This is a genomic window from Francisella sp. XLW-1, from assembly GCF_008711455.1.
GTDB lineage: Bacteria > Pseudomonadota > Gammaproteobacteria > Francisellales > Francisellaceae > Francisella > Francisella salimarina.
The window spans coordinates 121,828-146,800 of the sequence record NZ_VXKP01000003.1 but is presented as its reverse complement, the minus strand read 5'-3'; the positions used below and the strand labels follow the sequence as shown (position 1 = coordinate 146,800).

Genomic DNA, 24,973 nt, shown 5'->3' with positions numbered 1-24,973 from the left:
GATAATAATACCAATTTATCTTAGATAATGGAATTTGCTTTGTTAGCTTGTAATTCTTGGATATATCTAGTAATATACCTAACGCTGACTTGGTTTCCACGCAATGATAGATTGTGAACCCCGCCAGGTCCGGAAGGAAGCAACGGTAACTTTTGATTCATGTGCCGTGTCAAGGCTAAGTCAGCACTTTTTAGAAAAAGTCAGTATTTTTGATCATAAATTATATATAATGTTTTTACTGTATGAATTGTTTAAACTTTATAAATGCTTAGTACAAAATCAAATATAAAATATCAGGTATTTGTTTACCTTTTGATATTCACTTATTTTTTAATTATAAATCTGTGTCAACCTTTGATGATGGATGATCTTTGGCGTTCAAATGTAAATGCTCTTCATGATGGAACTGTATGGTTTCACATTAGAAGTGACTATTTCTATTGGACTGGTAGAGTTTCGGCACAATTACCAGTTTATATTCTTTTTAATAAAAGTTATCCATCTTTGATTTATGTTGTAGATATGCTAAATGCAGTTGCACTAACTGTGTTGGTTGTTTATTTATATAAATTAATATTTAGAGATCAAGTTAGCATTTTATCTAGAAAGTTCGTTATATACGCTTGTCTATTCATGGGTTACTTCATAGGAAATACTTTTTTAGGTAATGCAATGTGGAAAACTATAGGCATTCAGTATCTTTGGGGTATAAGTCTAATTGTCTGGGGTTTCTATTTTCTTTTTGCAGAAAATAATCACTCTAGAATATTAAGTATTATTTTGGGAATTTTTTTGGGCTTATATAATGAAGCATTTTTTATGGTGGTTTTTACCATTTGCTTTTATTATGTAATTCATCAGGCTATCAAGAAAGACAAACTAAATCAGAATACTTTATATTTTATTATACCATTTATAGTTGCTGGGATTGTGATGATGGCGGCGCCTGGGAATTTTGCTAGAACTAGTGGTATGCTTGCTGGGCAATCTCTTTTGGGGTATATATTTCATAATTTATTTGATATAACTCTGAAGTTTTTTTCAAAGTTTGAACTTTCACTACCATTCATTCTTTCTGTATTTATGGTTTTTGCTTTTGAAAAGGATATAAAAACTAAGGTTCTTACAATTCTATGCTTAATATCGGTTTCTCTGACAACGTTTCTTATTATGTTTGGCTTAGAAATACGAGTTGAGATGCTATATATGCTTATATATTTCTATATAATATGTAAATACTTATTTCGCTCAGGTTTCTCATATTTATTTGATAAATTATATTTATTTTTTGTTTTTGCTCTATTATTTTTTGTAGTTAAGTTTTTTTATGCTTATCTTCAATTAGGATATTATAACCATCTTAGAATGAACGAAGTGAGACACTATCAACAGTCTGGTAATAAAGATATTTTATTAACAAAACTACCATTAAGAGCTAATACTAAAATTATTTATATTGATTTAATTCCTAAATCAGATGATCCTGAATATATTAGAAAGTGGGGATGGAACAATGAGCAGTTTGCACAATATTATGGCTTTGATAGTGTTTTTGCAAAGTAGAGTGGCATCAAGAGCCATTAATTTAGATTTGTTATATTAATAGTATAGTTGTAGTGATAGTTGCGAATAGTTATTTTTTTATTATTATCACTATATTTTATTGTTAGAATTTTTTTGCCGTCTTTAGAAGTTAAAATCCTTTCATTTGCTTTTTCTGATACGCTAATATTTGTATTAGCAAACATCTCTTTGACAATATTTACAGGTGCCTGGCTTATAATAAACTCTGTGAGGCTTTGTTTAACACCAATATTTTGGTTTGGCATTGGCAGGCTACTACTTTGGATATCTTTGCCATTATAATCAAGCTTAAATAAAGATCCACCCCAAGCTGATAATGCTACCATTATGATATGTTTTGAGTTGGCTTCAATAATCATATTTGTTGTTAGATTTTTTTGTTTGCCATCTTTATCATAATAAGTAGCAGAGACTATTTGCGATATTGTTTTATCAATACCTAGTTGTTGTGGCTGGGGTAGTGTTACAGTTGTATCTGGTGTTATAGCTACCTTTACATCGATTTGCTGTTTTGTTTGCAACAATGAGCAACCGCTTAAAAAGATGAATATAAAAATAGTTGAAAGAATTTTACTTTTCATAACCTTGTACCTTAATTGCTATAGGAGCTAATAAAAATGCTACCGAAATACCTATTAGTACAGTTAGACCAAAATATTCAATAGCTGGAGTATTACTTAATGCTAAAAGCCCAAATGATAGTATAGTAGTAATAGCTGATAGTGCTAATGCTAGCATAGTACTACTGAATCTATTATGGCTCTCAGCTAAGAATAAAACATAATCCATACTTATTCCTAAAACAAGTATTATCGCAAGGATGCTAAATAATGTAAGAGGAATATTTAGTAATCCAAGAAATGCTATAGATATTAGACATGATAATAATGGTACTACAATATAAACTATAGATTTTCTAAAAGAATATCTAACAGTTAATCCCAAGCATAGCAAGACAAATACAATTGCCATTATGTAAGAAATCATATTACGATAATGACCAAAAATATCACTTATCTGACTTACCTTATCAACAATATAAACATTATCGATAGAGCTAAGCAAACTTTGTAGTTTAGCAATATCAATATCTTTTGAAAGTGCTATTGCCACAGCTTTATAATCATTTGGTTGGTCTCCTAACCACAAAAATCTCATCTGTGCTGAAACAGGTTTGTCTAACCATGCAGATAGTTCCAGAGGCTTAAATTTTGTATTTTTAATTTCATCTATTACTTTTACTTGTTGAGCCTCTGAGAAACCTATTTGTTTAAGGTACTCTTGTGGATATTTGGTATTAATAAAGTTTTGTATAAGATTATAGTTTTGTTGCTGCTGCTCTAAGCCTGGTACATAGTCACTTATGCTAATTAGTGGATTTTTAATATTAGCAAAGTTACTACGAATAATGCTTGTTACATGATTAGCTTTTGACAGAAGGGTATTATCATTTTTAGCTAATACGATAATATAGCTGAGACCTATATCACTGCCAATTATGTTTTTAAGCTGTTGTTCTTCATCCTTGAGCTCTTTAGGAGTTGATTGTAATATATGAATATCATCATTAGGTTTTATTTTATATATTCCCGCAATAATTATTATCACTAGAGCTAGTAAGATCAGAATAATTTTTTTTGTACTAATATTTTTCCACAGATTTAGATATTTATCCGTAAGCCTTAATAGAGGAATACTCTTATGGCTTTTTGATTTGATATTGATAATATATGGGAAAAAGCATATCACTGTTAGGTATGACACAGCTAAGCCAACGATACCAAAAACTGCTAGTTGATGTAGTCCAGGAAAAGGTGCAATTGCTATAACTAAAAAAGCTATAATAACATTTAAAAGTCCTAATGTTATGCCTTTGAAAATACGATTTAGTCCTGTTTTTGGAGTCCAATTAGCATCAGCCAAAAGCTTTTCAGAATAGTAAAAGAAAGCATAGTCGACAGATATACCAATCAAACTTGCACCGAAAACTAGCGTAAATAAGAAGACACTACCAAATATATAGTGTGTAACAACAAACGCAGCAATAAATCCACAAAGGATTGAAAATAGTGTAAAAAAAAGAGGAATAATTGATCTAAATGTTAGAATTATCAAAATCAAGACGCCTATCATAGAACCAATACCAATAGTATTTATCTCATGATGAGCATCTTCGGCTCCAGCATTTGCATAAAAGAGCATTCCAGTTTTTAGAATATTAATGTCATTTGATTTAATTTGTTTGATAGCATTATTAATGCTTTTGATAATTTCAGTTTGAGTTGTTAATGAAAAGCTCTGTCCTTTAATTTCAGCTTTAATGAGAACATAGTAAGTATTATTTTTTTCAGCTACTAGAAAGCCATTTCTAAGCTTAAGGTTGGAGCTTGGTTTCGGTAAATTAAAAAGATAGTTTTGATATGTAAAGAAAGGATCATTGTTAAGTAAGTTACGATTAACTACTCCTGTTGGGTTATATATATTTGCTAGAGCATTTTGGTATAGTCTTTCGTAGTTTTCATCAGCTAATAGTTGTTGGTCTTTATCGCTAAGTAATTGTTGTCTATATGGGAAATAAAATTTTGCCCAAGATAATTGCTGGTCTTGGTTTACTCCAGTATTTACCGTTGTGAAGTTATTACTTTGTTCAAGTAAATTGCTAAATTTTGCTGCAGCATTTATAGCTTTAGTCTGATCTTTAGAACTTATTAAAAATATAACATCATTACTTATACGGTTAGAAAACTTATTTGATGCTGAGGTAAGTTCAGGCGAGGTCTCTTGGTTTGGTAACAAAGCTAGAATGTTTGTATTTAAGTTTAGTCCTTTTGTAATGATGGCTATAAATAGGGTTATGCTACTTAGAATAATGACACTCCAAATAATAAGACGGATAAGATATTTATTAATCATAATATTTAGTTTGTTGTAATATCAAAAAGTCTTATTTTGATTATATTATCTTGGGTATCAGCGACGTCAATATTTGTAATATATCTATTACCTTTTAGAGTTATCTCTTTTATAGCTTTATTAAGAGGGCTAGATTTCGGTGTGAGGGTGATAGTCCAGTTTTGAGTATTACCCTCAAAATTAATATTAAAAAATTCTGATATGGTTTTTGTATCACCTTTAAATACAGACATAAAAACACTTGTGAATGTGAACACTACAGGTTGGTCTTCGCGTGTTAGAATCGTAGGAGGATTATCCATAATAGTTTGTGTAAGCTTATTTTTAGACATTTGCATTGTGGTTTTGATCGGTTGTAGCTGTTGCCATAGCAGAGATCCATCATTAGCTAGTTTAAATGTTCCTGAAGATTTTAAACTTGAGTTTAAACCTGCAATTTGTCTGATTTGTATAAATTTACCCGAGATATTAGTATCTTTGGTTAATTGCTTTTCAACCGCTTGAAAGTCAGAATCGTTAGAAAGGTCTGAAGCATACAAAGGAGCCACAATAGTTAAAAAAATGCTAATTAAAGTAAATAGTCTCTTCATCTTCTAATAATCTCTTTTATTTTTTGTTGCCATTGGTGAGGTGTTACGAAACAAGTTTCTTTCTTGTTAATATCAACAGCAAGCTGAGTAGTATAACCTTGACATAACTTTATTTTAGTTAAGCTATCTAAAATAGTATAGTTTATTTTTAATCGGTTCTCGAACTCTATTAGATCACAATAAATATCAATATCTTGTCCAAATCTTGCAGATTTAATAAATTTGGCTTTTATATCAACTATAGGCCAAGCGAAGCCATCTTTCTTCATAGCTATATAATCGTAACCAATTTCTTTGAGCATACTACATCTAGCCATTTCAAAGTACTTGATATAATTACCATGCCAAACAATTTCGAGCATATCAACATCAAAAAATGGGATACTCATTTTGTAAACATGTGTAAATAAACTATCTTTAAGCATTTACTTATTCTCCTTGATGCCAAAAATCAAAAAAATTAAACCATTGTTTTGGATACTTTTTACAATATGATTCAAGCATTTTGGCATATTTTTGTGCATACTTTTTTAAATCTTGTTGTTTTGTTTTTCTATTTAAAATAATGCTATTTTGATCAAACTCTTTGAAAATAAAATCAAAGTTATTACGATCTTTTTTTGGACATAGCATAAAGTATGTAGGGCATTTCAGAATGCTTGCTAATATAAATGCACCTTGCGGGAAAAATGCCATATCATCTAAAAATGATAGTCTAAGATTTCTCTCTGGTTTAGTTACAGAAGTTCTATCAGCAGGGATAACGATAAATTCACCATTAGCAATGCGTTCATATAACTCAATTGCCAAATCTGGAGTAACATCTTGTATACATATCATATTGATTGAGTATTTAGGATTAATCTTTGTCAAAAGTTTGTTAAATGTAGGAGCTTGCTTGCTAAATACTAGAGCATTTATCTTCATATTACTATCAAAGTCTGCTAGAGATCTTGCAACATCAAGATTACCAAGATGAGCTGTAAAAATAACACCACCTTTTTGTGATTTGATAGCTTGGTTCATGATTTTGCGATCTTGTAATGAGAAGTCTACATTATCTATAGTGATCTTATTACTCCAAACAGCTATTTTGTCTATAACCATCTCACCAAATGCTAAAAAATGTTTAAAACTATAAAACCATAATTTTGAAGTTTTAATATTCTTATCGAGGTGTTTAATATATTTAAAAGAATAGTTGCGTGCACTTTTGTACAATAAAAAATAATAGATCATAACCACTGACATGATTGAGTAGGTGAGTCTACGACCTAATAGACGAAATAAAATAAAAGTAGTTCTAAGCCCAAATAGACCACCGGCTTCTTTTATCTTAGTCCAATGTTTCACCTGATTTTTCTCCATAATAATATTGGTAATCTAATAATCATACCAGTAACTAATTTTGTATGAGTCCAAGATATTCTGACATTATCTCGAAACATTCTAAAATTGGAGTAACCATCTTGAGGATAAATTACTTTGGTATTTATATAGACGATAGGAAGACCTAGCCAGTACATTCTCACGATTACATCTATATCAAAATCCATCTTCACTGAGAAAGTTCTTTTGTGCATAAGCTTTGTATAAGCTTCCAGTGGATAGATACGAAAACCACACATTGATTCTTTGAGATCAAACGATAGAGTTTCTATTGCTACCCAAAAATTTGTAATTTTTCTACCATGAAGTCTACTTTTGGGAATACTATCATCATAGATAGGCATACCAGATATTAGTGCCTGAGGGTTTTGCTGCATTGCTTGTATAAATTTAGGGATATCATTCGAATCATGTTGACCGTCAGCATCTATTTGAAGCATATGTGTATAACCCATTTTAAAAGCTAAATTGGCACCATAACTTACAGCAACACCTTTACCTTGATTTTTATCAAGTGATTCTGCCAAAATAATATTATTAAATTTATCAGCAACTTCTCTCATGATTTGTTTAGTGTTATCTTGGCTACCATCATTTATAAGTATGATAGGTAAGTTATATCTAGCGATATTTTTGATGGTGTTACGTAGTTGTTTTCCATGGTTATAGATTGGTACTACAATACATAAATTACAATCACTACTACTCATATTTTATTTTACCCTGAGATGCTACTTGATTATTGACAGAAATTTCAAAAGTAATTGTATTGTTGTTATTTGTGATTTTTATTTCTATATCATCATTAGGTAATATAACTTTTTTGAATTTTACTTGTGGAATATTACCAAAAGAGAGTTTATTAATATCGAATATCTGGCTTGCCAAATTTATGACAAAATCAACTTGAGCAATACCCGGTAAAATTGCCTGCTCTTGAAAGTGACCTTTAAAAAAATCACACTCGTGGAGTACTTGCGCCGATACTAAAACACAGCAATCATCAATATTTTGTATATTATTTATCTTAAGATGTTTGTTCATAGTTTATTTCGCCATAAATTTCAAATAAAGTCTCCTTAATAAGCTTAAATCTTATCAAACTTATAAGCTCTAACCTATTTAATTATCATCTAATAATTCAACTAATAGTTCTAGAGCTCTTTTTCCTTGAGAGTTAGTCGGTATTTCAGTTACAAAGCGCCATTGTTTAGGTATAACTACATTTGAGTAATAGTTTAATAGATAGCTCTTTATTTGTTTAATTAAATTTTGTTTACCAAAATTTTGTAATAAGTCTTGTCCAGCTTGATTTAGACATATTATTGCTGCTATATATTCACGATAGCTTTGACGCTTGATACATACACAGTCTTTTATTAAGTCATGAGTGATTAATATATTTTGCATTTGTGATATTGATAAACGATTACCAGCAATTTTGACAATCTTATCGACCCTACCTCTGAGTTCAAATTTATCGTTGTATAATGTAACGATATCTGCCATTAGTTGTTTTTTTTGCTTAAAAAAAGGAGATCTAACAACTAGTTGATCAGACTCTGTAGTAATACAAACATTATCAAAAGGCTTCCATAGTTTATCAATTAACTGTTGTCTATACGCAATAACTCCAGTTTCACTACTGCCATAAGCTTCAAGAATAGGAATGTTGTAACTATTTTGAAATTTAATCGCGATATTGGCACTTAATGCACTAGCTGATGAAATGAGCAAAGAGTTAGTGATAGGACTGCTGAGACTACCATCAAGGTGAGAAATAATTACAGGAGTTGTTATCAAAATATTGTTATCTTGAAGTAGCTTTTTGTGGATAAGTTCGGGTACAAATAGCCTTTCTGTGTGAATGATTTTTTGGTATAGCAGTGGCCATACTATAGCCCAGCTAAAGCCATACAGGTGCTGATGTGATACTGTTGTAAGCACATTGATATTCTTAAGATTAAAGCTTTGTATGACACTGTTGATCGCGAAAGACTCTTGTTCAAGATTGTCTATGGTTTTGCTATAGCTTTTATATTCACCAGTAGATCCAGATGTGAAAAATATAGTTTCACAATCTTTTAATGTATATTCATTGATGATTTTTGCTGATAAATCAAGATCATTATCAGTTATTAAAGAGTCGTAATGTTTTGCAAGCTTGGCAATTGTGCCAGGTTTGTCATTTGGTATCATTATAGTAGTTTTACCTAAAAACTGACATGCTATCCATGTGCAACAAAATAAGTACATATCATCAACTGATAATGCAACTTTGTAACTATTGCTTAGAATGATATCAAGATGATTAGCTAAAGTTTTTATATCATTTAAAAACTCTTTTGCGATAATATTATTTGAATCTTTGATAAATATGATTTCAGAAGGATTTTGTGCATAAAACTCTAGTATTGATTTAAGTGTGCTTTTCAAAATATCTCCTAACAACAATTCTAATTATAATTTCACTAAGCATCATTAATCCTATAAGGACATAACTGATAAAACCGTTATAAAGTGTCCAAAATTGTATCGAACCTAATATAATAGTATATGTTGAAATACTGGCATTTATAGCAAAAAACACACACCAAGCTAATGTTACATACCATGTGTATTTTATTGCATAGTCTGGTAGAGGCTCTTTGCTCATACGAGTTGCAAGTTTGGTAATCAAGCTTTTGTCTTGGAATAATGAATAACAAAAAACACAGAAGAGGCTTATACTTACAAAGACAGGGTATAGTAGCATAACGGTGATATTATCTACAATGATGGCTATACCTGCAAGAAGTATCCCTACAATAGTAATAAGTTTCCAAGTGATGCTAGGATCTTTTTTTATAATTAGTAATCTTAGTATAAATATTAAGACGACAATTAAGCCAAGATACTTTATCGAGAGTGAATTTAAGCCAATATAGACTATAAATGGATATAGTATAATAATTATCAATATAAAGAATTTAAGTAGAGATTTCATTAAGTGTGTATTTAGTCTTGTGCTAGAGCTGCAACTATAGTATCAACAACATCCCCAACAGTACGAACAGATTTAAATTCCTCAGGTTTAAACTTGCGACCTGTGAAGCTTTGAAGCTGTACTATTAGATCAACGGCGTCGATGCTATCTAAATCAAGATCTTCGTATAGTGTTGAATCTAGAGTGACATCATCCTTATCTATTTCAAAAAGATTATTAAGAATATCCTGTAATTGTGCGAAAATTTGTTCTTTAGAAAAGCTCATCAGTATATCCTTAAGATTTATTTTCTTCTACAAATTTAGCCAAAGATGCCACAGATTCAAAGTGTTTTTTGACATCTTCATCAGCAACTTCAAGGCTTATATTATAGCGTTTTTTTAACGCAACCCCTATCTCTAAAGCATCTATTGAATCTAGTCCTAAACCATCTCCAAAAAGTGCTTCATTAGCATCTATTTCATCAGCTGTAATATCTTCAAGATTTAAGACCTCGATGATCATTTCTTTTATTTCTTGTTGCATGTTTTAAAGTACCTATTTTATAAAAAATCTAATTTAGTAGAGAGATTATACTGTAAAAATTTAGTTAGCCTACGAGCAGCTAGAGATGGTATCCCATCTGCCTCATCAATAAAATCTTGAGGATTAACCTTATCTCCAACAACTACTCTAAACAACGGCGTTGTTTCGGCAATGTTATACCATTTGGTATTTTTTGTCAAAGTAATAGGAGAGCATGAGATATGTATCATTCTTATAGGAGCATTTGTTCTAATTGCTAGTTGCGCGGCACCTCGTTTTAGTTTTGGTAACTGATTAGGAATAGTTCTGGTACCTTCTGGAAACATTAACAAATTTCTACCTTCTGCAAATATTTCATTTAAGCGTGAGAATGTTTGGTCAGGATTGATATTCGGGATATATCCAGCTGTTTCTATTACATGCTTGTAATATGGGTTTTCCCATAAGCTTTGTTTGACAATATTATCGCAAAGTTTGAGTCTAGACACTATTGCAACATAGTCGATTAAAGTAGGGTGATTAGCTATGAAAATACAACCTTGATCTTGATATAGTTTTTCGATACCTTCAAACTCAAATCGAATGATTCTAAAATGATGAATAATTCCAATAAAAATTTTAAAACCAATATTTATTGTGTGTTGAGCATGTATTGTGCGAGCACTTTTATCTTTTATAAATATTCTAACTAGAGGGAAGTATATATAGCCTAATATTGCTCCAAAAAAGCTAAATAAAAAGAAACATATTCCTGTAGCAATTCTGCGATAAAACCTATTTAAGTATTTATACATAATTACATCTTCTCTATAGATATACTCTTCAAAAATAATGGTTTAAATTCATTACAAGCATACCAGTTTGCGAAAATAATTGCAGATGGGAGTCGATTAAATTTTTGTAATAATGTTTTGTTGTTATTAATCTCTAATTTTAAGCCTATACTTGACTGTGATAGTGGTTCTCTTGATATGGCAAAACTAATTCCATAAGCAAGATTATCTGAGATATTCAGTTCATCGAAGATTTCTGGCACATTATCATCATAACAAGTAAACAAAACATTATCATAGTCTTGTAACTGTGTGATAGCGTCAATTAAACCCATTTCAAAAGTCTCGGTACCAGCAGCTATTGAGTTAAAAGGTATTTTTAGTTTTTGTTGGATTGATAGAAGTCCAGAAGGAGTGTTATGCACAGATTGAGAAAATGCGTTTGGTGAAAGGATTTCTTGACTAGAAATATCTTTAAATATAGATAATGTGTTTGCTAGTTCACCATGTTGAGATGCAAATACTACGGCATCTATTTCATATTTATGGATTTGAGGTATGGATACTGAAAGAGCGATTTTGCTAGATTTACTACACCTTCTTCTCATAGCCGCAGCTATGAGGCTAGTATCAATGTTGATGTCCTGTTTTATCATTTCAAGGTATGATATATCTTTAAAATTTGATATGTCGTTTTTTCCTTGAGCTATGGCTAAAACCGAATCTATATAAAATCTCATCCAATATGCTATTTTATTCTCTTTACTAGAATCTATCATATTGAAGTAAAAAAATGTATCTCTATAAGCTTTTTAAGTATTAAATACAGTTAATATACACTTAATTGTATTTAAACTAATTGTAATTGTATTTATACTTACAGGAAGTTATTCAAAATTATACAGAATATGAGTGGCAATGAAATTTATCTGAATTCACTAGGTATAATCAATTGTTTAGGTGATTCTAAACAAGCTGTTTTGCAATCATTGTTTAGTAATCAAACTGGACTGGTAACTGATAAGAATCTATTGTCAGGTCGCAAGACAGTTGTAGGGCAAATAAATGATAGGATACTCCCAGAAATTCCTACACGATTAAAAGAATTTGATTGTCGTAATAACCAAATGGCTCTTCATGCCTGTATGCAAATAAATCATGATATAAGTCGAGTTATAGATAAATATGGAGCTGATAGGGTGGCTGTGGTTTGCGGTACTAGTACATCAGGTATAGATAATGGTGAACGAGCTTTAACTAAAAAGTTTATATCAGGTCAATTCCCCAAAGAATTTAGCTACAAGCAAGAAGAAACCGCAGGTCTTAGTGAATTTTTGAGGGAGTATTATAATCTTGAAAATATTGCTTATACTATATCAACAGCTTGTTCATCAAGTGGTAAAGCATTTGCCTCAGCTGCTAGATTATTAAAACAGAATTTGTGTGACGCAGTTATTGTTGTAGGTTGCGATACTCTTTGTGAATTAACATTAAATGGCTTTGATTGTTTAGATGCGATATCTCAAAACTTATGTTCACCCTTTCATAATCAAAGAGATGGTATAAATATTGGTGAAGGCGCTGCAGCATTTATTATGTCTAGAGATTGCTCAGAAATAGTACTTTTAGGTGTTGGGGAATCATCAGATGGTTATCATATTACAGCACCAGATCCTAGTGGCGAAGGTGCTAAATTAGCTATGATACAGGCATTGAGCTCTGCAAGTCTAGCTCCTGATGATATTGGTTATTTAAATTTGCATGGTACAGCAACCATACTAAATGATAATATGGAAAGTAATGCAGTAAGGGATATATTTAAAGCACCTGTTGCGTGTAGCTCTACTAAATCATTGACAGGTCATACACTAGGTGCAGCGGCGGCTACAGAGGTGGGGATATGTTGGTTATTATTATCAGATAATTATAATCCTAACAAAAAACTACCAAAGCAATACGATTCAGATGAGGATATTATTTCTGATATTGGTATAATAACTAGTGATATCCGATACCACAAGCCAAATTTTATGAGTAATTCGTTTGCTTTTGGCGGTAATAACGTAAGTGTAATTATAGGAAAGAAATAGATGCATAATATTGGTGATTTGATACCCCATGAACCACCTATGAGACTTGTTGACGAGTTTATCGCTTTTGAAGACAATACAGTACACTGTAGAACTATTGTGACTGATGGCGATATATTCTTCGATAAGCAATTAGATGGTATACCACACTGGGTAGCGGTTGAAATCATGGCTCAAACGGCTGCTTCTTATGGTAGAGCTAGTAAGCTTGCTGCATCTAACGCTAGTACTAATGAACCTCCAGTAGCATTTTTACTGAGTGTGAGAGGTTATAAGACAGATGTTAAAAGATATGAAACTGGTAGTGTTTTAGATATATTTGCTGAATGTATTATTCTTGATAAAGGGACAGGGGTATTTAGTTGCAAAGTAGTGTTGGATAAGCAAGAAGTTGCATCACTTACGATCAATGCCTATCAGCCACAAAGTTTTGAAGATGTAAAAAAAGTTATTAGTAGAGAAATATAAAATATGAAAAGAATATTAGTCACAGGTGCGAGTAAAGGGATCGGTAAGGCGATAGCACTGAAACTGGCTGCTGAAAATAGGCATATAACTATACACTATAATACGGACAAAGTTGGTGCTGAAAACGTTCGTGATAGTATTCTCGATAAGGGTTTTCAAGCGGATATTATAAGTTTTGATATCTCTAATAATCAGCAGACAGAACAAGCTATTGGCGAGTATATCGAAAATCATGGTGCATTTTATGGAGTGATTAATAATGCCGGTCTTTGTAGGGATACTGCATTTCCAGCAATGACAAAAGATGATTGGTCAAGAGTTATAGATACTAATCTGGATGGTTTTTATAATGTTTTAAAGCCTTGTATTATGCCAATGATACAGCTTAGAAAAGGTGGCAGGATTATTACTATGGCTTCTGTATCTGGTATTGTGGGTAATAGAGGACAGGTCAACTATAGTGCTGCAAAAGCTGGTATTATTGGAGCTACAAAAGCTTTGGCTGTAGAGTTAGCAAAAAGAAAAATTACAGTTAATTGCATAGCACCAGGTTTGATAGATACAGAAATGACTGATGATATTGAGCATTATGATGAGATCATTAAGCATATACCAATGAAAAGGGCAGGTAGTGTGGATGAGGTAGCAAGCTTAGCAGAGTATCTAATGTCGGATGCTGCAGCTTATATAACAAGACAAGTAATTTCTATTAACGGAGGACTTGCTTAATGCATAGAGTTGTTGTTACTGGTATGTCAGGCGTTACAGCTCTTGGTAGTGATGCTGATACTATTTTTGAGTCACTATTAGCTGGAAAAGTTGCAACTAAGAGAATGCCTTGGGACGATATTCAAGGTCTTAACACTAAACTTGCTGCTCCTGTAACAGATTTTAAAATGCCAAATTATCCTCGTAAAAAAATACGTGGTATGGGTATGGTGTCAAAGTTAGCAACCGTAGCAACCTCGCAAGCATTAGCGGATGCTGGTTTACTTGATAAGACAGATATATTAACTAGTGGTAGAACAGGTGTTGCTTATGGATCATGCTCTGGCAGTCCACAACCATTAGCTGATCTTTTGATGATTCTTACTGACAAAAAAATTGGCAGTGTTAATGCAACAACTTATATCAAAGGTATGAGTCATACTTGTGCAGTTAATGTAGCTTTGTTTTTTGGGTTGACTGGTAGATTGATTCCGACATCTAGTGCATGTACCTCAAGTAGTCAAGCTATAGGATATGCTTATGAAGCTATTAAATATGGTATGCAGGATGTGATGGTTGCTGGTGGCGCAGAAGAGCTTTGTGTAAGTCAGGTTGCAATATTTGACACATTATTCGCGACAAGTCAGATGAATGATACGCCAAGTCTTGCACCTAAACCTTTTGATCGAGATAGAGATGGCTTAGTTATAGGAGAGGGAAGTGCTACTTTGATATTAGAGTCATTAGAGCATGCTCAACAGCGTGGAGCAAAAATTTATGCGGAGGTTGTAGGTTATGGCACAAATTGTGATGCTGAGCACGTTACACAACCAACAGCCGAAAAAATGCAGATTGCTCTTAAACTTGCTTTAGAAGATGCACAGATAACACCAGATATGATTGGCTATGTTAATGCTCATGGTACATCAACAGAGGTTGGAGATATAGCTGAGAGTATTGCTACGCGTGAAGTTTTTGGTAGGGATATTAGCATCAGTTCATTAAAGGGCTATTTTGGTCATACGTTAGGTGCTAGTGGCTCGCTTGAAGCATGGCTAACTATAGAGATGATGAATAGAGGTGTATTTATCCCAAATGTGAATTTACAAAATGTAGATCCAAGGTGTGATAGCTTAGACTATCTTGTAGATAAACAAAATATAGAGACTGAGTATGTGATGACTAATAACTTTGCTTTTGGTGGGGTTAATACATCTTTGATTTTTAAAAAATTTTAGAATAACGATTATACTTTAGTCACAAAATTGATATGATATTAAAAATGAATTTAACACATTTTTTTAGACTTATAGGAAGTAGAGTATGAAAAAAATATTGCTTACATTAGTTGCTGCAGGCTGTTTTGTTTTACCTTTATCTGTTTATGCTTCGGATGATATTCATGATGTGAGTATCAAGAATGCTATGGAAGTAATGCCTGAGAAAGTCAAAAATAAACTTGGAGATTTTAAGTTTTATTTTGGTAAAGATTCAAAGCCATTTGATTACTCAGCTGGAGGAACAGTATATACTAGCAAAAGGACTAATGGTGTCTTTAAAAACTATCAGAAGTCTTGTAATTGGGCTTTTTATTCAGCATTAATTGATCTAAAAGAGCAATCACAAGCTGCAGGTGGCAAAGGCGTTGCAGATATCGAATCTAACTGGAAAAATAATCCTACATCAAGCAAAGATACCTATGTTTGTGGTGATGGTCTCTTAATGTCTGGAGTTGCATTAAAAGGAGTTATTATAAAGTAATATCTCAACAACATAACCTTGATAACGCTCTAATTCCTTGTTTGGGGTTTCTCACAAATGGGTTATTTTTATCCCAAGCATATCCCGCTAAGATAGATACAATCTGCTCTTTTATATTTTGACTACTATTTTTATAAAATATTATATCCTGCAAGCTACCTTCATACCAGGCGCTAACAAACTCTCTAAAAGTATTGATACCTATATACAATTCATCAACAAATTCTTTTTGCCAATCTACATCTATCCCCCTTAGATGTCTATCAAGAGCATTTGCTGCTAAGGATGCTGATTTAACGGCAATGGTTATACCTGATGAAAATACAGGGTCTAAAAATTCAGCAGCATTACCAAGCAATGCAAATCTTTCGCCATAAAGTTTAGAAACATTTGATGAGTAACCTTTAATAGTTTGAACATCAGATCTAAGTATTGAGGCAGATGTTAAGTTTGCTAAATATGGCATTTGCTTTATAAAGCAATCTAGATTCTGCATATTGGTATTATTATCAATGAAATTCTCCGGCTCTCCAACCACGCCAATCGATGATGTTCCATCAGCAAAAGGTATTAGCCAGTACCAAATATCTCGATATTCTGGATGAACACTTATAAGAATTTTATTGCGATCGAAACTTTTATCAACAATATTATCCTCTATATGACAAAAATATGATTGTCGTATTGGAAAGTTAGAGGGTTTCTCAAGATTAAGTAATTTTGGTAGCACCCTTCCAAAACCACTAGCATCAAGTACAAAATCAGCTTCTAATTCATATTGTTTTTGAGTTTCAAGATTTCTGACAGTCAGAGTGATACTATCTCTTTCTTCAGCTACATGGGTAACTTCAGTATTATAAAATATTTTTGTACCTAGACCTTGAGCCTTATCAGCTAAAGCTTTGTCGAAGATCCCTCGCTTAACCTGAAAAGTATCACCATAACCTGCCGTGAATTTTTGATTAAAATTTATAGAAATAGAGTCAATATTATTATTAAAAGCAGCTCCATTTTTATGCTGAAATATTGCTTGTTGTTTAATTACATCAAGCATATCAGCTTCTTCAAAATACTGCATTGATTGAGGTAAGAGACTTTCACCTATTGAAAATCTTGGGAATATTTGTCTTTCAATGATAATTACATCATAACCTTTTCTGACTAGTATTGCTGCTGCAATCGAGCCGGATGGGCCAGCACCAATTATTGCAACAGTAGCCTTTAAATTATTATTGAGCATACAAGCCTTAAACTTAGATTTACATCTGAATTTTAGCACTATTAATTATTATTAGATACTTTCATCGCACATTTTAGTTATAGTTTGTGTACAAGATAAATACTGAGAAGGATGAGATATTTTTATTTTCTGACCTGACAACTTGAGCAGCCAGTTAAGTTTGCAACAAATTTGATTCTGGTTGATAAATATCTCATTATGGCAATTACAATACCTAACCCAACTATGGCAATTGCTGTATACATGATAGATTTAACTGGTGTATTAAGTATATTGCCTAGTTGATATACCACAACTGCAGAACTATATGCCATTGCCGAGCTCCATATAATAGATAAAATAGCCCATCCTCTGGTAGATTCTCTAACTGTGGCACCAATTACAGATATACAAGGTATATATAATAGTACGAATAGTAAGTATGAAAATGCAGCTAGACCAGAGCTAAATTTACTTGTCATATTACCCATAGCAGAGCTACTCATATTAGCATCTGCCTCGTTACTTGTGATTGGGTTAAGATCCATATTGAAAAGGTTATCCCAAGTACTATATATAGCGTCTTTAAAGTTATCTGTAATACTGTAACTATCTGGAATACCCTGACTATCATCTTGTGTATAAAGAGTGTTTAAAGTACCTACAACAACCTCTTTTGCAAGCACCCCAGTCATTAAACCAACAGTAGCTTGCCAGTTATCATTATTAACTCCCATAGGTGCAAATATTGGAGTTATCTCTTTACCTGCATAGCTAAGAGCAGATTCGTTTTTAGTTACATTGATGCTATTTAGGCTTCCGATGATAACTGCTATTGGTACTATAACTTTACCTGCTTTAAGTAGGAATGATTTTAAACGATTCCAGCTGTAGAGCATAATTGTACTAAAATGAGGTAAGTGATATTTTGGTATATCTAATACAAAAGGAGTTGCTTCATTTTTTAGGAATGTAAATTTAATAACATATCCTGTCAAAATTGCTGCAATAATTCCTAGTAAATAAAGTAAAAATATTACTGAAGCACCGTGGTCAGGAAAAAATGCTGTTGCAAATACTGAGAAGATAGCAAGCCTAGCGCCACATGACATAAATGGTGACATCATGATTGTCATTAAACGATCTTCTCGAGTTTCTAGAGTTCTTGAGGCCATAATTGAAGCAACATTGCATCCAAAGCCAACAATCATAGGTACAAAAGCTTTACCAGAAAGTCCTATAGATTGCATAAATCTATCAATGACAAAAGCAGCTCTTGACATATATCCAGAGTCTTCAAGTAGAGATAAGAATATAAATAGGAAGCCAATTTGAGGGATGAATGCAAGTACTGTGTTAATACCTGTACCAAAGCCTTGAGATAATATCATAGTCAATTGTTCAGGTAGACCAATCATATTCGAGTAATATGCAACACCATCAATAAATACTGAAGCTGTAAAATCATCAAACAAAGGCTGTACTGCAGAACCAAATGTTATTGAGAAAAAGAACATTAGGTACATCATCATTAGGAACACAGGTATCCCTAAAAAACGGTTCATACATACAGAGTCCAATACTTGTGTTATGCTTCTACTGGATTTTGAAGTTGTATAGCTAATCGTGTTTTTAAGGATATCATCTACTATGCCATAGCGAGTTTCTGGTATTTTGTGTCCAGATTTAGCTATTAATTCTGAGTGCTCTGAAAGTAGTGCTTCAATATCAATATCTTGATTATCCTGTTCAAGTTGGATAGTTCGACCCTCATAAAGCTCTCCAGCTAGCCATAAGTTTGCTGTATCTGATTGACGTAGTTCTTGAAGTTGATTATCTAATCTCAATATCTCTTTAGGATAGTGAGATTTTAAGTCATAGTGTGAGGCCGACTGTGGTTTAGTGAGAGCGTTTTTAAGTTCATTTATTCCAACACCTTTTGAACCAATTACTGGAAAAACATTTATTCCCAAGAGTTTAGATAATTTGTCAAAATCAATTATAGTTCCACTTTTATTAGCGACATCTACCATGTTTACAGCTAGTATTATTGGAACATTTAACTCTAGTAGTTGTATGGTTAGATACATACTTCTTTCAAGATTAGATGCATCTAAAACATTTATTATTGCATCCGGTTTCTCTTGTATAACATAGTTGAAAGCTATTTGTTCATCAATAGAGCTACTATCGGATGCTGATAGGCTGTATATACCGGGTATATCAACTATTTCAACTTGTTGATCATCAACTTTAAAATAACCAACTTTTTTATCTACTGTAACGCCAGACCAGTTACCTACCTTTTGATTAAGTCCTGTCAGTACATTGAAGATTGTTGTTTTACCACAGTTTGGATTACCAACTAAGGCATATCTCATGATTTGATCTCCTCTAGATCTAATAGGTCTAGTTCTTTTACACGTATGGAAATATCAGCATTTCTTACACTGACTTGACATGGACCACCAAAAATAGCTTTACGTTTTATTTCTAGAGTTTTACCAGGCAATAAACCTAAGGATAAAAGTCTGTTTTTATAGGCGACTGGACAGCTCTGGAGGTACCCTTTGATTAAATATTTAGTATTAGTCTTATATTTTGACATTTACCTATTCCATAAATGATAATTATTATCAGTATCGGTGAATTGTAATTCATATCCCATTTTTTTTCAATATTTTTTGATTATTACTTAGGTACCACTACTATTTCCATCTCAAAAGTTTTTATAAGAGTAGTAATTATTATTTGTGCTGAAATTTTAGTAGTAATATATGTTTTAAGTAGGATTGTGTAATATAACTCAAATTGTTGTCTTGGTTTGGCACACCCAGAGGGACTCGAACCCCCGCATCCGCCTCCGGAGGGCGACGCTCTATCCAGTTAAGCTATGGGTGCTATATCTAATTATGTATAATACCGAAGTAAATCTTATCGAAAATATAATTATACACAAAAGCATATACAAGATAAAAAATAACAAAGCCAATATCAACAATAACTGCTTCTATTAGCCCCATATCTAGCATATATGCAACAAGAGGGATAGTAACAATTAAAAGACCAGCTTCAAAGAGAATGGCATGCAACACTCTTATAATAACTCCTCTTTTTGAGCGACACCCGCCTGTTTTATTCTCGACGATGTCAAAAATATAGTTATATACAAGATTCCATAGCATGGCTATTATTGATACTATGATAGCTAGTCCTGCGATATGAAACATATCTTTGTGTAGGACAAACATGGCAAATGGGGTGAAAATCACTATTCCAAAAAATTCAAAGCCTATTGTGTGAACTAAACGGGCAGTGAAGCTCATATTTTTATTGTTCAAAGTTATACCTCATGTTTTGTTGTTAATACTATATATTTAATTATGCTAAGTTATTTATGATATTCGCTAATTTGAGAGATTGATCCCAATCAATAGCATGTCCAGATTTATCGAAATTTATAATATTTATAAAAGACTTATTCTTGATAAGAGCTATAGTCTTTTGCGTATCTTTAGGGTTAAGTATCTTATCATTTTTAGCTAAAAAAATAGTTGTTGGAATGTTCAGGTTTATAAAATTATCAAGGTTATTTTTATTTTTAACCCATTGGCTTATACTTTTCTTCTGTTTAGTATATATCTTGTTATTTGGAAAAAGGTTAGCAATATCTGGGTTTATGAATCGATTAACTTCACTCTCTAGGTTTTTAGGATTATAGTCGTAAAGATTATTGTCAAATACAAAGTTATATATTTGTCTTGAACTTTTAAGGGTTGGTGTTTTGCTGAGTTTTTGTGGTACGCCAGGATTATTGTCAAGAGGGACTGCTGGAGATATTAGGAAGGCTTGCTTAAAAGTGTTTGTATTATCAAATAAAGTTTGCTCAGTAACTGCTCCACCCATAGACCAACCAAGTATATAAAGGTTTTTGAGTCTGAGTTTTTTTATAAAGGCGTTAGTATCTTCAGATAAAGATTTTATTGAGTAATTTAAGTCATCACCATTTTGATCAGTATTAAGACTTCTATAATCAAGAATATATAAGTTATACTTTTGCGAGAGTATATCTATAAAATCTTTTGGCCAAAAGTTAGCAGTAGTACCAATACCAGTTAACATAATAAGATTTAAGTCGCTCTTGGAATTGTTAACTTGATAATAATGAACCTTATTTTTGTTTATCATTATTTCTTTACTTTGGATATCTAAAGCAAAAATACTTGTTGTAATAGTAATAAGGAATATGGTCAGTACTATTTTCTTCATCTTTTTGGTGTATTTGATTTTTATCAAGGAGATTCTAACAAAAAAAAATACAAAAAAATCTTGAAAATGACTTTTTTGGCTCAATATCTAGTCATGCAAGAACTTAGAATAGGAAAACTTCTAAGCTGCACAAAAATTAAAAAATTTTTGAAAACACAAAATAGCAATAAATTAACAAAGGAGTAAGATTGTTATGAACATTCGTCCATTACAAGACAGAGTATTAGTACGTCGTGCAGAAGAAGAAACAAAGTCTGCAGGTGGGATTATCTTAACTGGTAGTGCTCAAGAAAAGCCAAGTGAGGGTGAAGTTGTAGCTGTTGGGAATGGTAAGAAATTAGACAATGGTTCTACTCAACCTATGGATGTGAAAGTAGGCGATAAAGTACTATTTGGTAAATACTCAGGTAGTGAGGTAAAAGTAAATGATGAGACTCTTCTTATGATGAGAGAAGACGACATTATGGGTATTATCGGATAATTAAAAAGAATTTTAGAAATTTCAAAGGAGAAATAAAAATGGCTGCAAAAGAAGTTTTATTTTCAGATGACGCTCGTGCAAAAATGCTAGATGGTGTTAACACTTTAGCTAATGCTGTAAAAGTTACTTTAGGTCCTAAAGGTCGTAATGTCGTATTAGACAAATCATATGGTGCTCCAGCAATTACTAAAGATGGTGTATCTGTTGCTAAAGAAATCGAACTAGAAGATAAATTTGAGAATATGGGTGCTCAGATTGTTAAAGAAGTAGCATCTAAAACTGCTGATGTGGCGGGAGATGGTACGACTACTGCTACTGTATTAGCTCAAGCGCTACTTACAGAAGGTCTAAAAGCTGTTGCTGCAGGTATGAATCCTATGGATCTAAAAAGAGGTATTGATAAGGCTGCTGCAAAATTAGTAGAAGAGCTAAAAGTACTTTCTAAGCCGTGTTCTGACTCTAAATCAATCGAGCAAGTGGGCACAATCTCTGCTAACTCTGACTCTACTGTAGGCAAGCTTATCGCTGAAGCTATGGCAAAGGTTGGCAAAGAAGGTGTGATCACTGTAGAAGAAGGCAAAGGCTTTGAAGATGAGCTTGATGTGGTTGAAGGTATGCAATTTGATAGAGGTTATTTATCTCCATATTTTGCGACAAACCAAGAGAATATGACTACTGATCTAGAGAGCCCATATATATTACTAGTTGATAAGAAAATCTCTAATATTCGTGAATTACTTCCTGTATTAGAAGGTGTTTCTAAGTCAGGTAAAGCTCTATTGATCATCGCTGAAGATGTTGAGAGTGAAGCTTTAGCTACTTTAGTTGTTAACAATATGCGTGGTGTAGTTAAAGTATGTGCAGTTAAGGCTCCTGGCTTTGGCGATAGAAGAAAAGCTATGTTAGAAGACATTGCAATCTTAACAGGTGCTACAGTTATATCTGAAGAGCTTGGCATGAAGCTAGAAGAAGCTAATATGGAGCACTTAGGTACTGCAAATAGAGTACAAGTGACTAAAGATGATACTACAATCATTGATGGTGCTGGAGATAAAGATGCTATTGCAAATAGAGTTTCTCAAATCAAAGCAAATGTTGCAGAAGCTACTTCTGACTATGATAAAGAGAAGCTACAAGAAAGATTAGCTAAGCTATCTGGTGGTGTTGCTGTAATTAGAGTTGGTGCTATTACAGAAGCTGAGATGAAAGAGAAGAAAGACCGTGTTGATGATGCTCTACATGCTACTCGTGCAGCTGTAGAAGAAGGTATTGTTGCTGGCGGTGGTGTTGCACTTATTAGAGCGCAAAAAGCTCTTGATGGCTTGACTGGTGATAATGATGATCAAAACCATGGTATTGCTTTACTTAGAAAAGCAATCGAAGCTCCTCTAAGACAAATTGTACAAAATGCTGGTGGCGAAGCTTCTGTAGTTGTAAACGAAGTTAAAGCTAAAGAAGGAAGCCATGGCTACAATGCAGCTAATGATACTTATGGTGATATGGTTGAAATGGGTATCTTAGATCCTACTAAAGTTACTCGTTCAGCTTTACAACATGCTGCTTCAATTGCTGGTCTAATGATCACAACAGAAGCTATGGTTGGTGAGATCAAAGAAGATGCTCCAGCTATGCCTCCTATGGGTGGTGGCATGGGCGGTATGCCAGGCATGATGTAATAAAATCTTAATATCCAAAAGTATCTCTTGTTAGATATGTTTTGGATATCATCTAAAGACTACATTTCAAATTCTCATATATCTTTTATCTAAAAATTAAATTCATCATTAAAAAATAAGCTTCTAGAATATTTATTCTTAATTATGATGTATATAATCATTCTATGAATTATTAACGAATAATATATTTTATGGGTTCAATCTCAACAGATAATAAAGTTCTTGGATTAAAAGATGTCACTATAATGGCAGTCACTGCTAACTTTGGTATTCGTTGGATACCTGTTGCCGCAGGCTTGGGGGCATCTGCAATATTCTTTTGGATACTTGGAGCTTTAGTATTTTTTCTACCATTGGTTGTTATAGCTACACAGTTGTCACGTAAGTATCCTGATGAGGGCGGTATGTATGCTTGGACTACTAGAGCTTTGGGTGAAAAATCAGGCTTTATGGTTGCATAGCTTTATTGGATTAATACAATATTTTACTATCCAGCAGTTCTAATATTCTTGGCTACAAATTTTGCTTACTTCATTGGTAAGCCTGAGTTAGTCGAGAATCATTATTATATTACTGTGGTGGTATTAATCGCTTTTTGGTTGATTACGGTAATTAGCTTTTATGGTCTAAAGGCAAATAAATATCTAGTAGATATTGGAGGTATTTTAGGCTCATTTATACCTGCTATTGTGATAATCATTTTAGGGGTGGCAGCATATATAGCCGTAGGGCATAGTGCTACTGATTTTTCTATGGCTAATATAGCTCCTCATGGTAGCTCGTGGGACAATCTTTCTACTTTGACTATTATTATGTTTGCTATGGCTGGTATTGAGATAATTCCTACTTTTGCCAACTCTGTTAGAGATGCTAAGAAAAACCTCTATTATGGCTTGATTTTATCTGCTTTTATATTACTTGGACTATATATACTAGGTACCGTAGCTCTAAATCTGGTAGCATCTCCAGATGATATTGGTAAGGCATCTGGTTTGATGACTGCATTTGAGATTATAGGTCATCAATTTCATTGGGCATGGTTTCCTAAACTCATGGCATTTTTATTAACATTTGCTGAATTTGCCGCAGTTAGTATTTGGTTATTAGCACCTGTTATTATGTTTTTTAAATGTACTCCTAAAGGAATTTTGCCGGACTGGTTGCATAAAACTAACAAGCACGATTCTCCAAGAAATGCTTTGATATTTATGGGAGTGTTGGTCACCTTTATAGTCGTATTTACAAACTTGTTGCCATCAGTTGATGCGATGTATCAAATCTTGATTCTCATGGCAACTGTACTTTATTTTATCCCTTATTTATATCTTGTAATCGCTTATATCAAGCTTATGAATCATAAGATAAAATATCTGTTTGCAGTACTAGTTTTTGTATCGACATCATTAGGTATAATATTTAGCTTTCAACCTCCAAGCGATATGACTGATGCTTATGAGATTGCAATATATGAATCAGAACTAATTTTAGGGCCAATGATTTTTATATTTGTAGGATGGTTTTTGTATAAGTTTAGAAAATAA

Annotated in this window: 26 protein-coding genes, 1 tRNA gene, 1 other RNA gene and 1 pseudogene; 10 read left to right on the top strand and 19 right to left on the bottom strand. The window is 32.7% G+C overall.

Going from position 1 to position 24,973, the window contains the following annotated elements; translation table 11 throughout:
- Positions 1-87: 87 nt before the first annotated feature.
- Together ffs and F3D59_RS05505 are read left to right on the top strand one after the other, a co-directional pair.
- Positions 88-184, top strand: an RNA gene (gene ffs / locus F3D59_RS05510) — signal recognition particle sRNA small type.
- 80 nt (positions 185-264) lie between these two features.
- Positions 265-1,563: a DUF6056 family protein gene (locus F3D59_RS05505; RefSeq protein WP_150464107.1), complete on the top strand. Its 1,299-nt coding sequence runs from the start codon at positions 265-267 to the stop codon at positions 1,561-1,563.
- A 17-nt stretch (positions 1,564-1,580) separates the two neighbouring features.
- Here F3D59_RS05505 and F3D59_RS05500 read toward each other — a convergent pair whose 3' ends face one another.
- The 13 genes from F3D59_RS05500 to F3D59_RS05440 form a co-directional block, all read right to left on the bottom strand.
- Positions 1,581-2,165 (bottom strand): DUF3261 domain-containing protein, encoded by a 585-nt coding sequence (locus F3D59_RS05500; RefSeq protein WP_150464106.1) that lies wholly within the window; start codon positions 2,163-2,165, stop codon positions 1,581-1,583.
- Positions 2,155-4,497 carry an MMPL family transporter gene (locus F3D59_RS05495; RefSeq protein ID WP_150464105.1) on the bottom strand — a complete coding sequence of 781 codons (2,343 nt, stop codon included), beginning with the start codon at positions 4,495-4,497 and terminating at the stop codon, positions 2,155-2,157. Before F3D59_RS05495 ends, F3D59_RS05500 begins: the two co-directional genes overlap by 11 nt.
- A gap of 5 nt (positions 4,498-4,502) precedes the next feature.
- The gene (locus tag F3D59_RS05490) at positions 4,503-5,087 is read right to left on the bottom strand and encodes a LolA family protein (RefSeq protein ID WP_150464104.1); all 585 of its coding nucleotides are present in this window, start codon (positions 5,085-5,087) and stop codon (positions 4,503-4,505) included.
- The gene (locus F3D59_RS05485) at positions 5,084-5,512 is read right to left on the bottom strand and encodes an acyl-CoA thioesterase (protein ID WP_150464103.1); all 429 of its coding nucleotides are present in this window, start codon (positions 5,510-5,512) and stop codon (positions 5,084-5,086) included. Before F3D59_RS05485 ends, F3D59_RS05490 begins: the two co-directional genes overlap by 4 nt.
- Positions 5,513-5,516: 4 nt before the next feature.
- Positions 5,517-6,440 (bottom strand): acyltransferase, encoded by a 924-nt coding sequence (locus tag F3D59_RS05480; RefSeq protein ID WP_224721162.1) that lies wholly within the window; start codon positions 6,438-6,440, stop codon positions 5,517-5,519.
- The gene (locus F3D59_RS05475; RefSeq protein ID WP_150464102.1) at positions 6,437-7,186 is read right to left on the bottom strand and encodes a glycosyltransferase family 2 protein; all 750 of its coding nucleotides are present in this window, start codon (positions 7,184-7,186) and stop codon (positions 6,437-6,439) included. Before F3D59_RS05475 ends, F3D59_RS05480 begins: the two co-directional genes overlap by 4 nt.
- Positions 7,179-7,520 carry a hydroxymyristoyl-ACP dehydratase gene (locus tag F3D59_RS05470; protein WP_013922449.1) on the bottom strand — a complete coding sequence of 114 codons (342 nt, stop codon included), beginning with the start codon at positions 7,518-7,520 and terminating at the stop codon, positions 7,179-7,181. Before F3D59_RS05470 ends, F3D59_RS05475 begins: the two co-directional genes overlap by 8 nt.
- 78 nt (positions 7,521-7,598) lie before the next feature.
- Positions 7,599-8,912, bottom strand: coding sequence for an AMP-binding protein (locus tag F3D59_RS05465; RefSeq protein ID WP_150464101.1), 1,314 nt, complete (start codon positions 8,910-8,912; stop codon positions 7,599-7,601).
- Positions 8,896-9,462 (bottom strand): hypothetical protein, encoded by a 567-nt coding sequence (locus F3D59_RS05460; RefSeq protein ID WP_150464100.1) that lies wholly within the window; start codon positions 9,460-9,462, stop codon positions 8,896-8,898. Before F3D59_RS05460 ends, F3D59_RS05465 begins: the two co-directional genes overlap by 17 nt.
- 11 nt (positions 9,463-9,473) lie before the next feature.
- The gene (locus F3D59_RS05455) at positions 9,474-9,728 is read right to left on the bottom strand and encodes an acyl carrier protein (RefSeq protein WP_150464099.1); all 255 of its coding nucleotides are present in this window, start codon (positions 9,726-9,728) and stop codon (positions 9,474-9,476) included.
- Between the two features lie 10 nt (positions 9,729-9,738).
- The gene (locus F3D59_RS05450; protein ID WP_088821643.1) at positions 9,739-9,987 is read right to left on the bottom strand and encodes a phosphopantetheine-binding protein; all 249 of its coding nucleotides are present in this window, start codon (positions 9,985-9,987) and stop codon (positions 9,739-9,741) included.
- A 17-nt stretch (positions 9,988-10,004) separates the two neighbouring features.
- On the bottom strand, positions 10,005-10,781 hold the full coding sequence (locus F3D59_RS05445) for a lysophospholipid acyltransferase family protein (protein WP_150464098.1): 777 nt from the start codon (positions 10,779-10,781) through the stop codon (positions 10,005-10,007).
- Positions 10,782-10,783: 2 nt separating this feature from the next.
- Positions 10,784-11,539, bottom strand: a complete 756-nt coding sequence (locus F3D59_RS05440; protein ID WP_191092440.1) for a beta-ketoacyl synthase chain length factor — start codon at positions 11,537-11,539, stop codon at positions 10,784-10,786.
- A 129-nt stretch (positions 11,540-11,668) separates the two neighbouring features.
- Between F3D59_RS05440 and F3D59_RS05435 the strand changes: the two genes are divergently transcribed.
- The 5 genes from F3D59_RS05435 (at position 11,669) to F3D59_RS05415 (ending at position 15,787) form a co-directional block, all read left to right on the top strand.
- Complete coding sequence (locus F3D59_RS05435; protein ID WP_150464097.1) at positions 11,669-12,850, top strand: beta-ketoacyl-ACP synthase; 1,182 nt, start codon at positions 11,669-11,671, stop codon at positions 12,848-12,850.
- Positions 12,851-13,318 (top strand): beta-alanine--pyruvate aminotransferase, encoded by a 468-nt coding sequence (locus F3D59_RS05430; protein ID WP_150464096.1) that lies wholly within the window; start codon positions 12,851-12,853, stop codon positions 13,316-13,318.
- 3 nt (positions 13,319-13,321) lie between these two features.
- Complete coding sequence (fabG, locus tag F3D59_RS05425; RefSeq protein WP_012280477.1) at positions 13,322-14,047, top strand: 3-oxoacyl-ACP reductase FabG; 726 nt, start codon at positions 13,322-13,324, stop codon at positions 14,045-14,047.
- Positions 14,047-15,264 (top strand): beta-ketoacyl-ACP synthase, encoded by a 1,218-nt coding sequence (locus F3D59_RS05420; RefSeq protein WP_150464095.1) that lies wholly within the window; start codon positions 14,047-14,049, stop codon positions 15,262-15,264. Before fabG ends, F3D59_RS05420 begins: the two co-directional genes overlap by 1 nt.
- Positions 15,265-15,349: 85 nt before the next feature.
- The gene (locus F3D59_RS05415; protein ID WP_150464094.1) at positions 15,350-15,787 is read left to right on the top strand and encodes an excinuclease; all 438 of its coding nucleotides are present in this window, start codon (positions 15,350-15,352) and stop codon (positions 15,785-15,787) included.
- 4 nt (positions 15,788-15,791) lie between these two features.
- Here F3D59_RS05415 and F3D59_RS05410 read toward each other — a convergent pair whose 3' ends face one another.
- The 6 genes from F3D59_RS05410 to F3D59_RS05385 all read right to left on the bottom strand — a co-directional run bounded on the left by F3D59_RS05410 (position 15,792) and on the right by F3D59_RS05385 (position 21,275).
- On the bottom strand, positions 15,792-17,027 hold the full coding sequence (locus F3D59_RS05410; RefSeq protein ID WP_150464093.1) for an NAD(P)/FAD-dependent oxidoreductase: 1,236 nt from the start codon (positions 17,025-17,027) through the stop codon (positions 15,792-15,794).
- Between the two features lie 122 nt (positions 17,028-17,149).
- The gene (gene feoB, locus F3D59_RS05405; protein ID WP_150464092.1) at positions 17,150-19,387 is read right to left on the bottom strand and encodes a Fe(2+) transporter permease subunit FeoB; all 2,238 of its coding nucleotides are present in this window, start codon (positions 19,385-19,387) and stop codon (positions 17,150-17,152) included.
- A complete protein-coding gene (locus F3D59_RS05400; protein ID WP_041263635.1) occupies positions 19,384-19,614 on the bottom strand; it encodes a FeoA domain-containing protein in 231 nt (76 codons plus the stop codon). Before F3D59_RS05400 ends, feoB begins: the two co-directional genes overlap by 4 nt.
- A gap of 217 nt (positions 19,615-19,831) precedes the next feature.
- Positions 19,832-19,907, bottom strand: a tRNA-Arg gene (locus F3D59_RS05395).
- Between the two features lie 5 nt (positions 19,908-19,912).
- Positions 19,913-20,347 carry a PACE efflux transporter gene (locus tag F3D59_RS05390; RefSeq protein ID WP_150464091.1) on the bottom strand — a complete coding sequence of 145 codons (435 nt, stop codon included), beginning with the start codon at positions 20,345-20,347 and terminating at the stop codon, positions 19,913-19,915.
- 40 nt (positions 20,348-20,387) lie between these two features.
- Positions 20,388-21,275, bottom strand: a complete 888-nt coding sequence (locus F3D59_RS05385) for an alpha/beta fold hydrolase (protein WP_150464090.1) — start codon at positions 21,273-21,275, stop codon at positions 20,388-20,390.
- A gap of 193 nt (positions 21,276-21,468) precedes the next feature.
- Here F3D59_RS05385 and F3D59_RS05380 point away from each other — a divergent pair, with 193 nt between their 5' ends.
- From F3D59_RS05380 to F3D59_RS05370, 3 genes and pseudogenes are all read left to right on the top strand, one after another.
- On the top strand, positions 21,469-21,756 hold the full coding sequence (locus tag F3D59_RS05380; protein WP_013922465.1) for a co-chaperone GroES: 288 nt from the start codon (positions 21,469-21,471) through the stop codon (positions 21,754-21,756).
- Positions 21,757-21,794: 38 nt separating this feature from the next.
- Positions 21,795-23,432, top strand: a complete 1,638-nt coding sequence (gene groL / locus F3D59_RS05375; RefSeq protein WP_013922466.1) for a chaperonin GroEL — start codon at positions 21,795-21,797, stop codon at positions 23,430-23,432.
- Between the two features lie 191 nt (positions 23,433-23,623).
- Positions 23,624-24,973 (top strand): annotated as a pseudogene (locus tag F3D59_RS05370) (APC family permease).

What these genes read in the sequence shown, in the direction of transcription:
- F3D59_RS05505 (WP_150464107.1), top strand. Translation starts at nt 265, where the DNA reads ATGCTTAGTACAAAATCAAATATAAAATATCAGGTATTTGTTTACCTT.
- F3D59_RS05500 (WP_150464106.1), bottom strand. Translation starts at nt 2,165, where the DNA reads ATGAAAAGTAAAATTCTTTCAACTATTTTTATATTCATCTTTTTAAGC.
- F3D59_RS05495 (WP_150464105.1), bottom strand. Translation starts at nt 4,497, where the DNA reads ATGATTAATAAATATCTTATCCGTCTTATTATTTGGAGTGTCATTATT.
- F3D59_RS05490 (WP_150464104.1), bottom strand. Translation starts at nt 5,087, where the DNA reads ATGAAGAGACTATTTACTTTAATTAGCATTTTTTTAACTATTGTGGCT.
- F3D59_RS05485 (WP_150464103.1), bottom strand. Translation starts at nt 5,512, where the DNA reads ATGCTTAAAGATAGTTTATTTACACATGTTTACAAAATGAGTATCCCA.
- F3D59_RS05475 (WP_150464102.1), bottom strand. Translation starts at nt 7,186, where the DNA reads ATGAGTAGTAGTGATTGTAATTTATGTATTGTAGTACCAATCTATAAC.
- F3D59_RS05470 (WP_013922449.1), bottom strand. Translation starts at nt 7,520, where the DNA reads ATGAACAAACATCTTAAGATAAATAATATACAAAATATTGATGATTGC.
- F3D59_RS05460 (WP_150464100.1), bottom strand. Translation starts at nt 9,462, where the DNA reads ATGAAATCTCTACTTAAATTCTTTATATTGATAATTATTATACTATAT.
- F3D59_RS05455 (WP_150464099.1), bottom strand. Translation starts at nt 9,728, where the DNA reads ATGAGCTTTTCTAAAGAACAAATTTTCGCACAATTACAGGATATTCTT.
- F3D59_RS05450 (WP_088821643.1), bottom strand. Translation starts at nt 9,987, where the DNA reads ATGCAACAAGAAATAAAAGAAATGATCATCGAGGTCTTAAATCTTGAA.
- F3D59_RS05445 (WP_150464098.1), bottom strand. Translation starts at nt 10,781, where the DNA reads ATGTATAAATACTTAAATAGGTTTTATCGCAGAATTGCTACAGGAATA.
- F3D59_RS05440 (WP_191092440.1), bottom strand. Translation starts at nt 11,539, where the DNA reads ATGATAGATTCTAGTAAAGAGAATAAAATAGCATATTGGATGAGATTT.
- F3D59_RS05435 (WP_150464097.1), top strand. Translation starts at nt 11,669, where the DNA reads ATGAGTGGCAATGAAATTTATCTGAATTCACTAGGTATAATCAATTGT.
- F3D59_RS05430 (WP_150464096.1), top strand. Translation starts at nt 12,851, where the DNA reads ATGCATAATATTGGTGATTTGATACCCCATGAACCACCTATGAGACTT.
- fabG (WP_012280477.1), top strand. Translation starts at nt 13,322, where the DNA reads ATGAAAAGAATATTAGTCACAGGTGCGAGTAAAGGGATCGGTAAGGCG.
- F3D59_RS05420 (WP_150464095.1), top strand. Translation starts at nt 14,047, where the DNA reads ATGCATAGAGTTGTTGTTACTGGTATGTCAGGCGTTACAGCTCTTGGT.
- F3D59_RS05415 (WP_150464094.1), top strand. Translation starts at nt 15,350, where the DNA reads ATGAAAAAAATATTGCTTACATTAGTTGCTGCAGGCTGTTTTGTTTTA.
- F3D59_RS05410 (WP_150464093.1), bottom strand. Translation starts at nt 17,027, where the DNA reads ATGCTCAATAATAATTTAAAGGCTACTGTTGCAATAATTGGTGCTGGC.
- feoB (WP_150464092.1), bottom strand. Translation starts at nt 19,387, where the DNA reads ATGAGATATGCCTTAGTTGGTAATCCAAACTGTGGTAAAACAACAATC.
- F3D59_RS05400 (WP_041263635.1), bottom strand. Translation starts at nt 19,614, where the DNA reads ATGTCAAAATATAAGACTAATACTAAATATTTAATCAAAGGGTACCTC.
- F3D59_RS05385 (WP_150464090.1), bottom strand. Translation starts at nt 21,275, where the DNA reads ATGAAGAAAATAGTACTGACCATATTCCTTATTACTATTACAACAAGT.
- F3D59_RS05380 (WP_013922465.1), top strand. Translation starts at nt 21,469, where the DNA reads ATGAACATTCGTCCATTACAAGACAGAGTATTAGTACGTCGTGCAGAA.
- groL (WP_013922466.1), top strand. Translation starts at nt 21,795, where the DNA reads ATGGCTGCAAAAGAAGTTTTATTTTCAGATGACGCTCGTGCAAAAATG.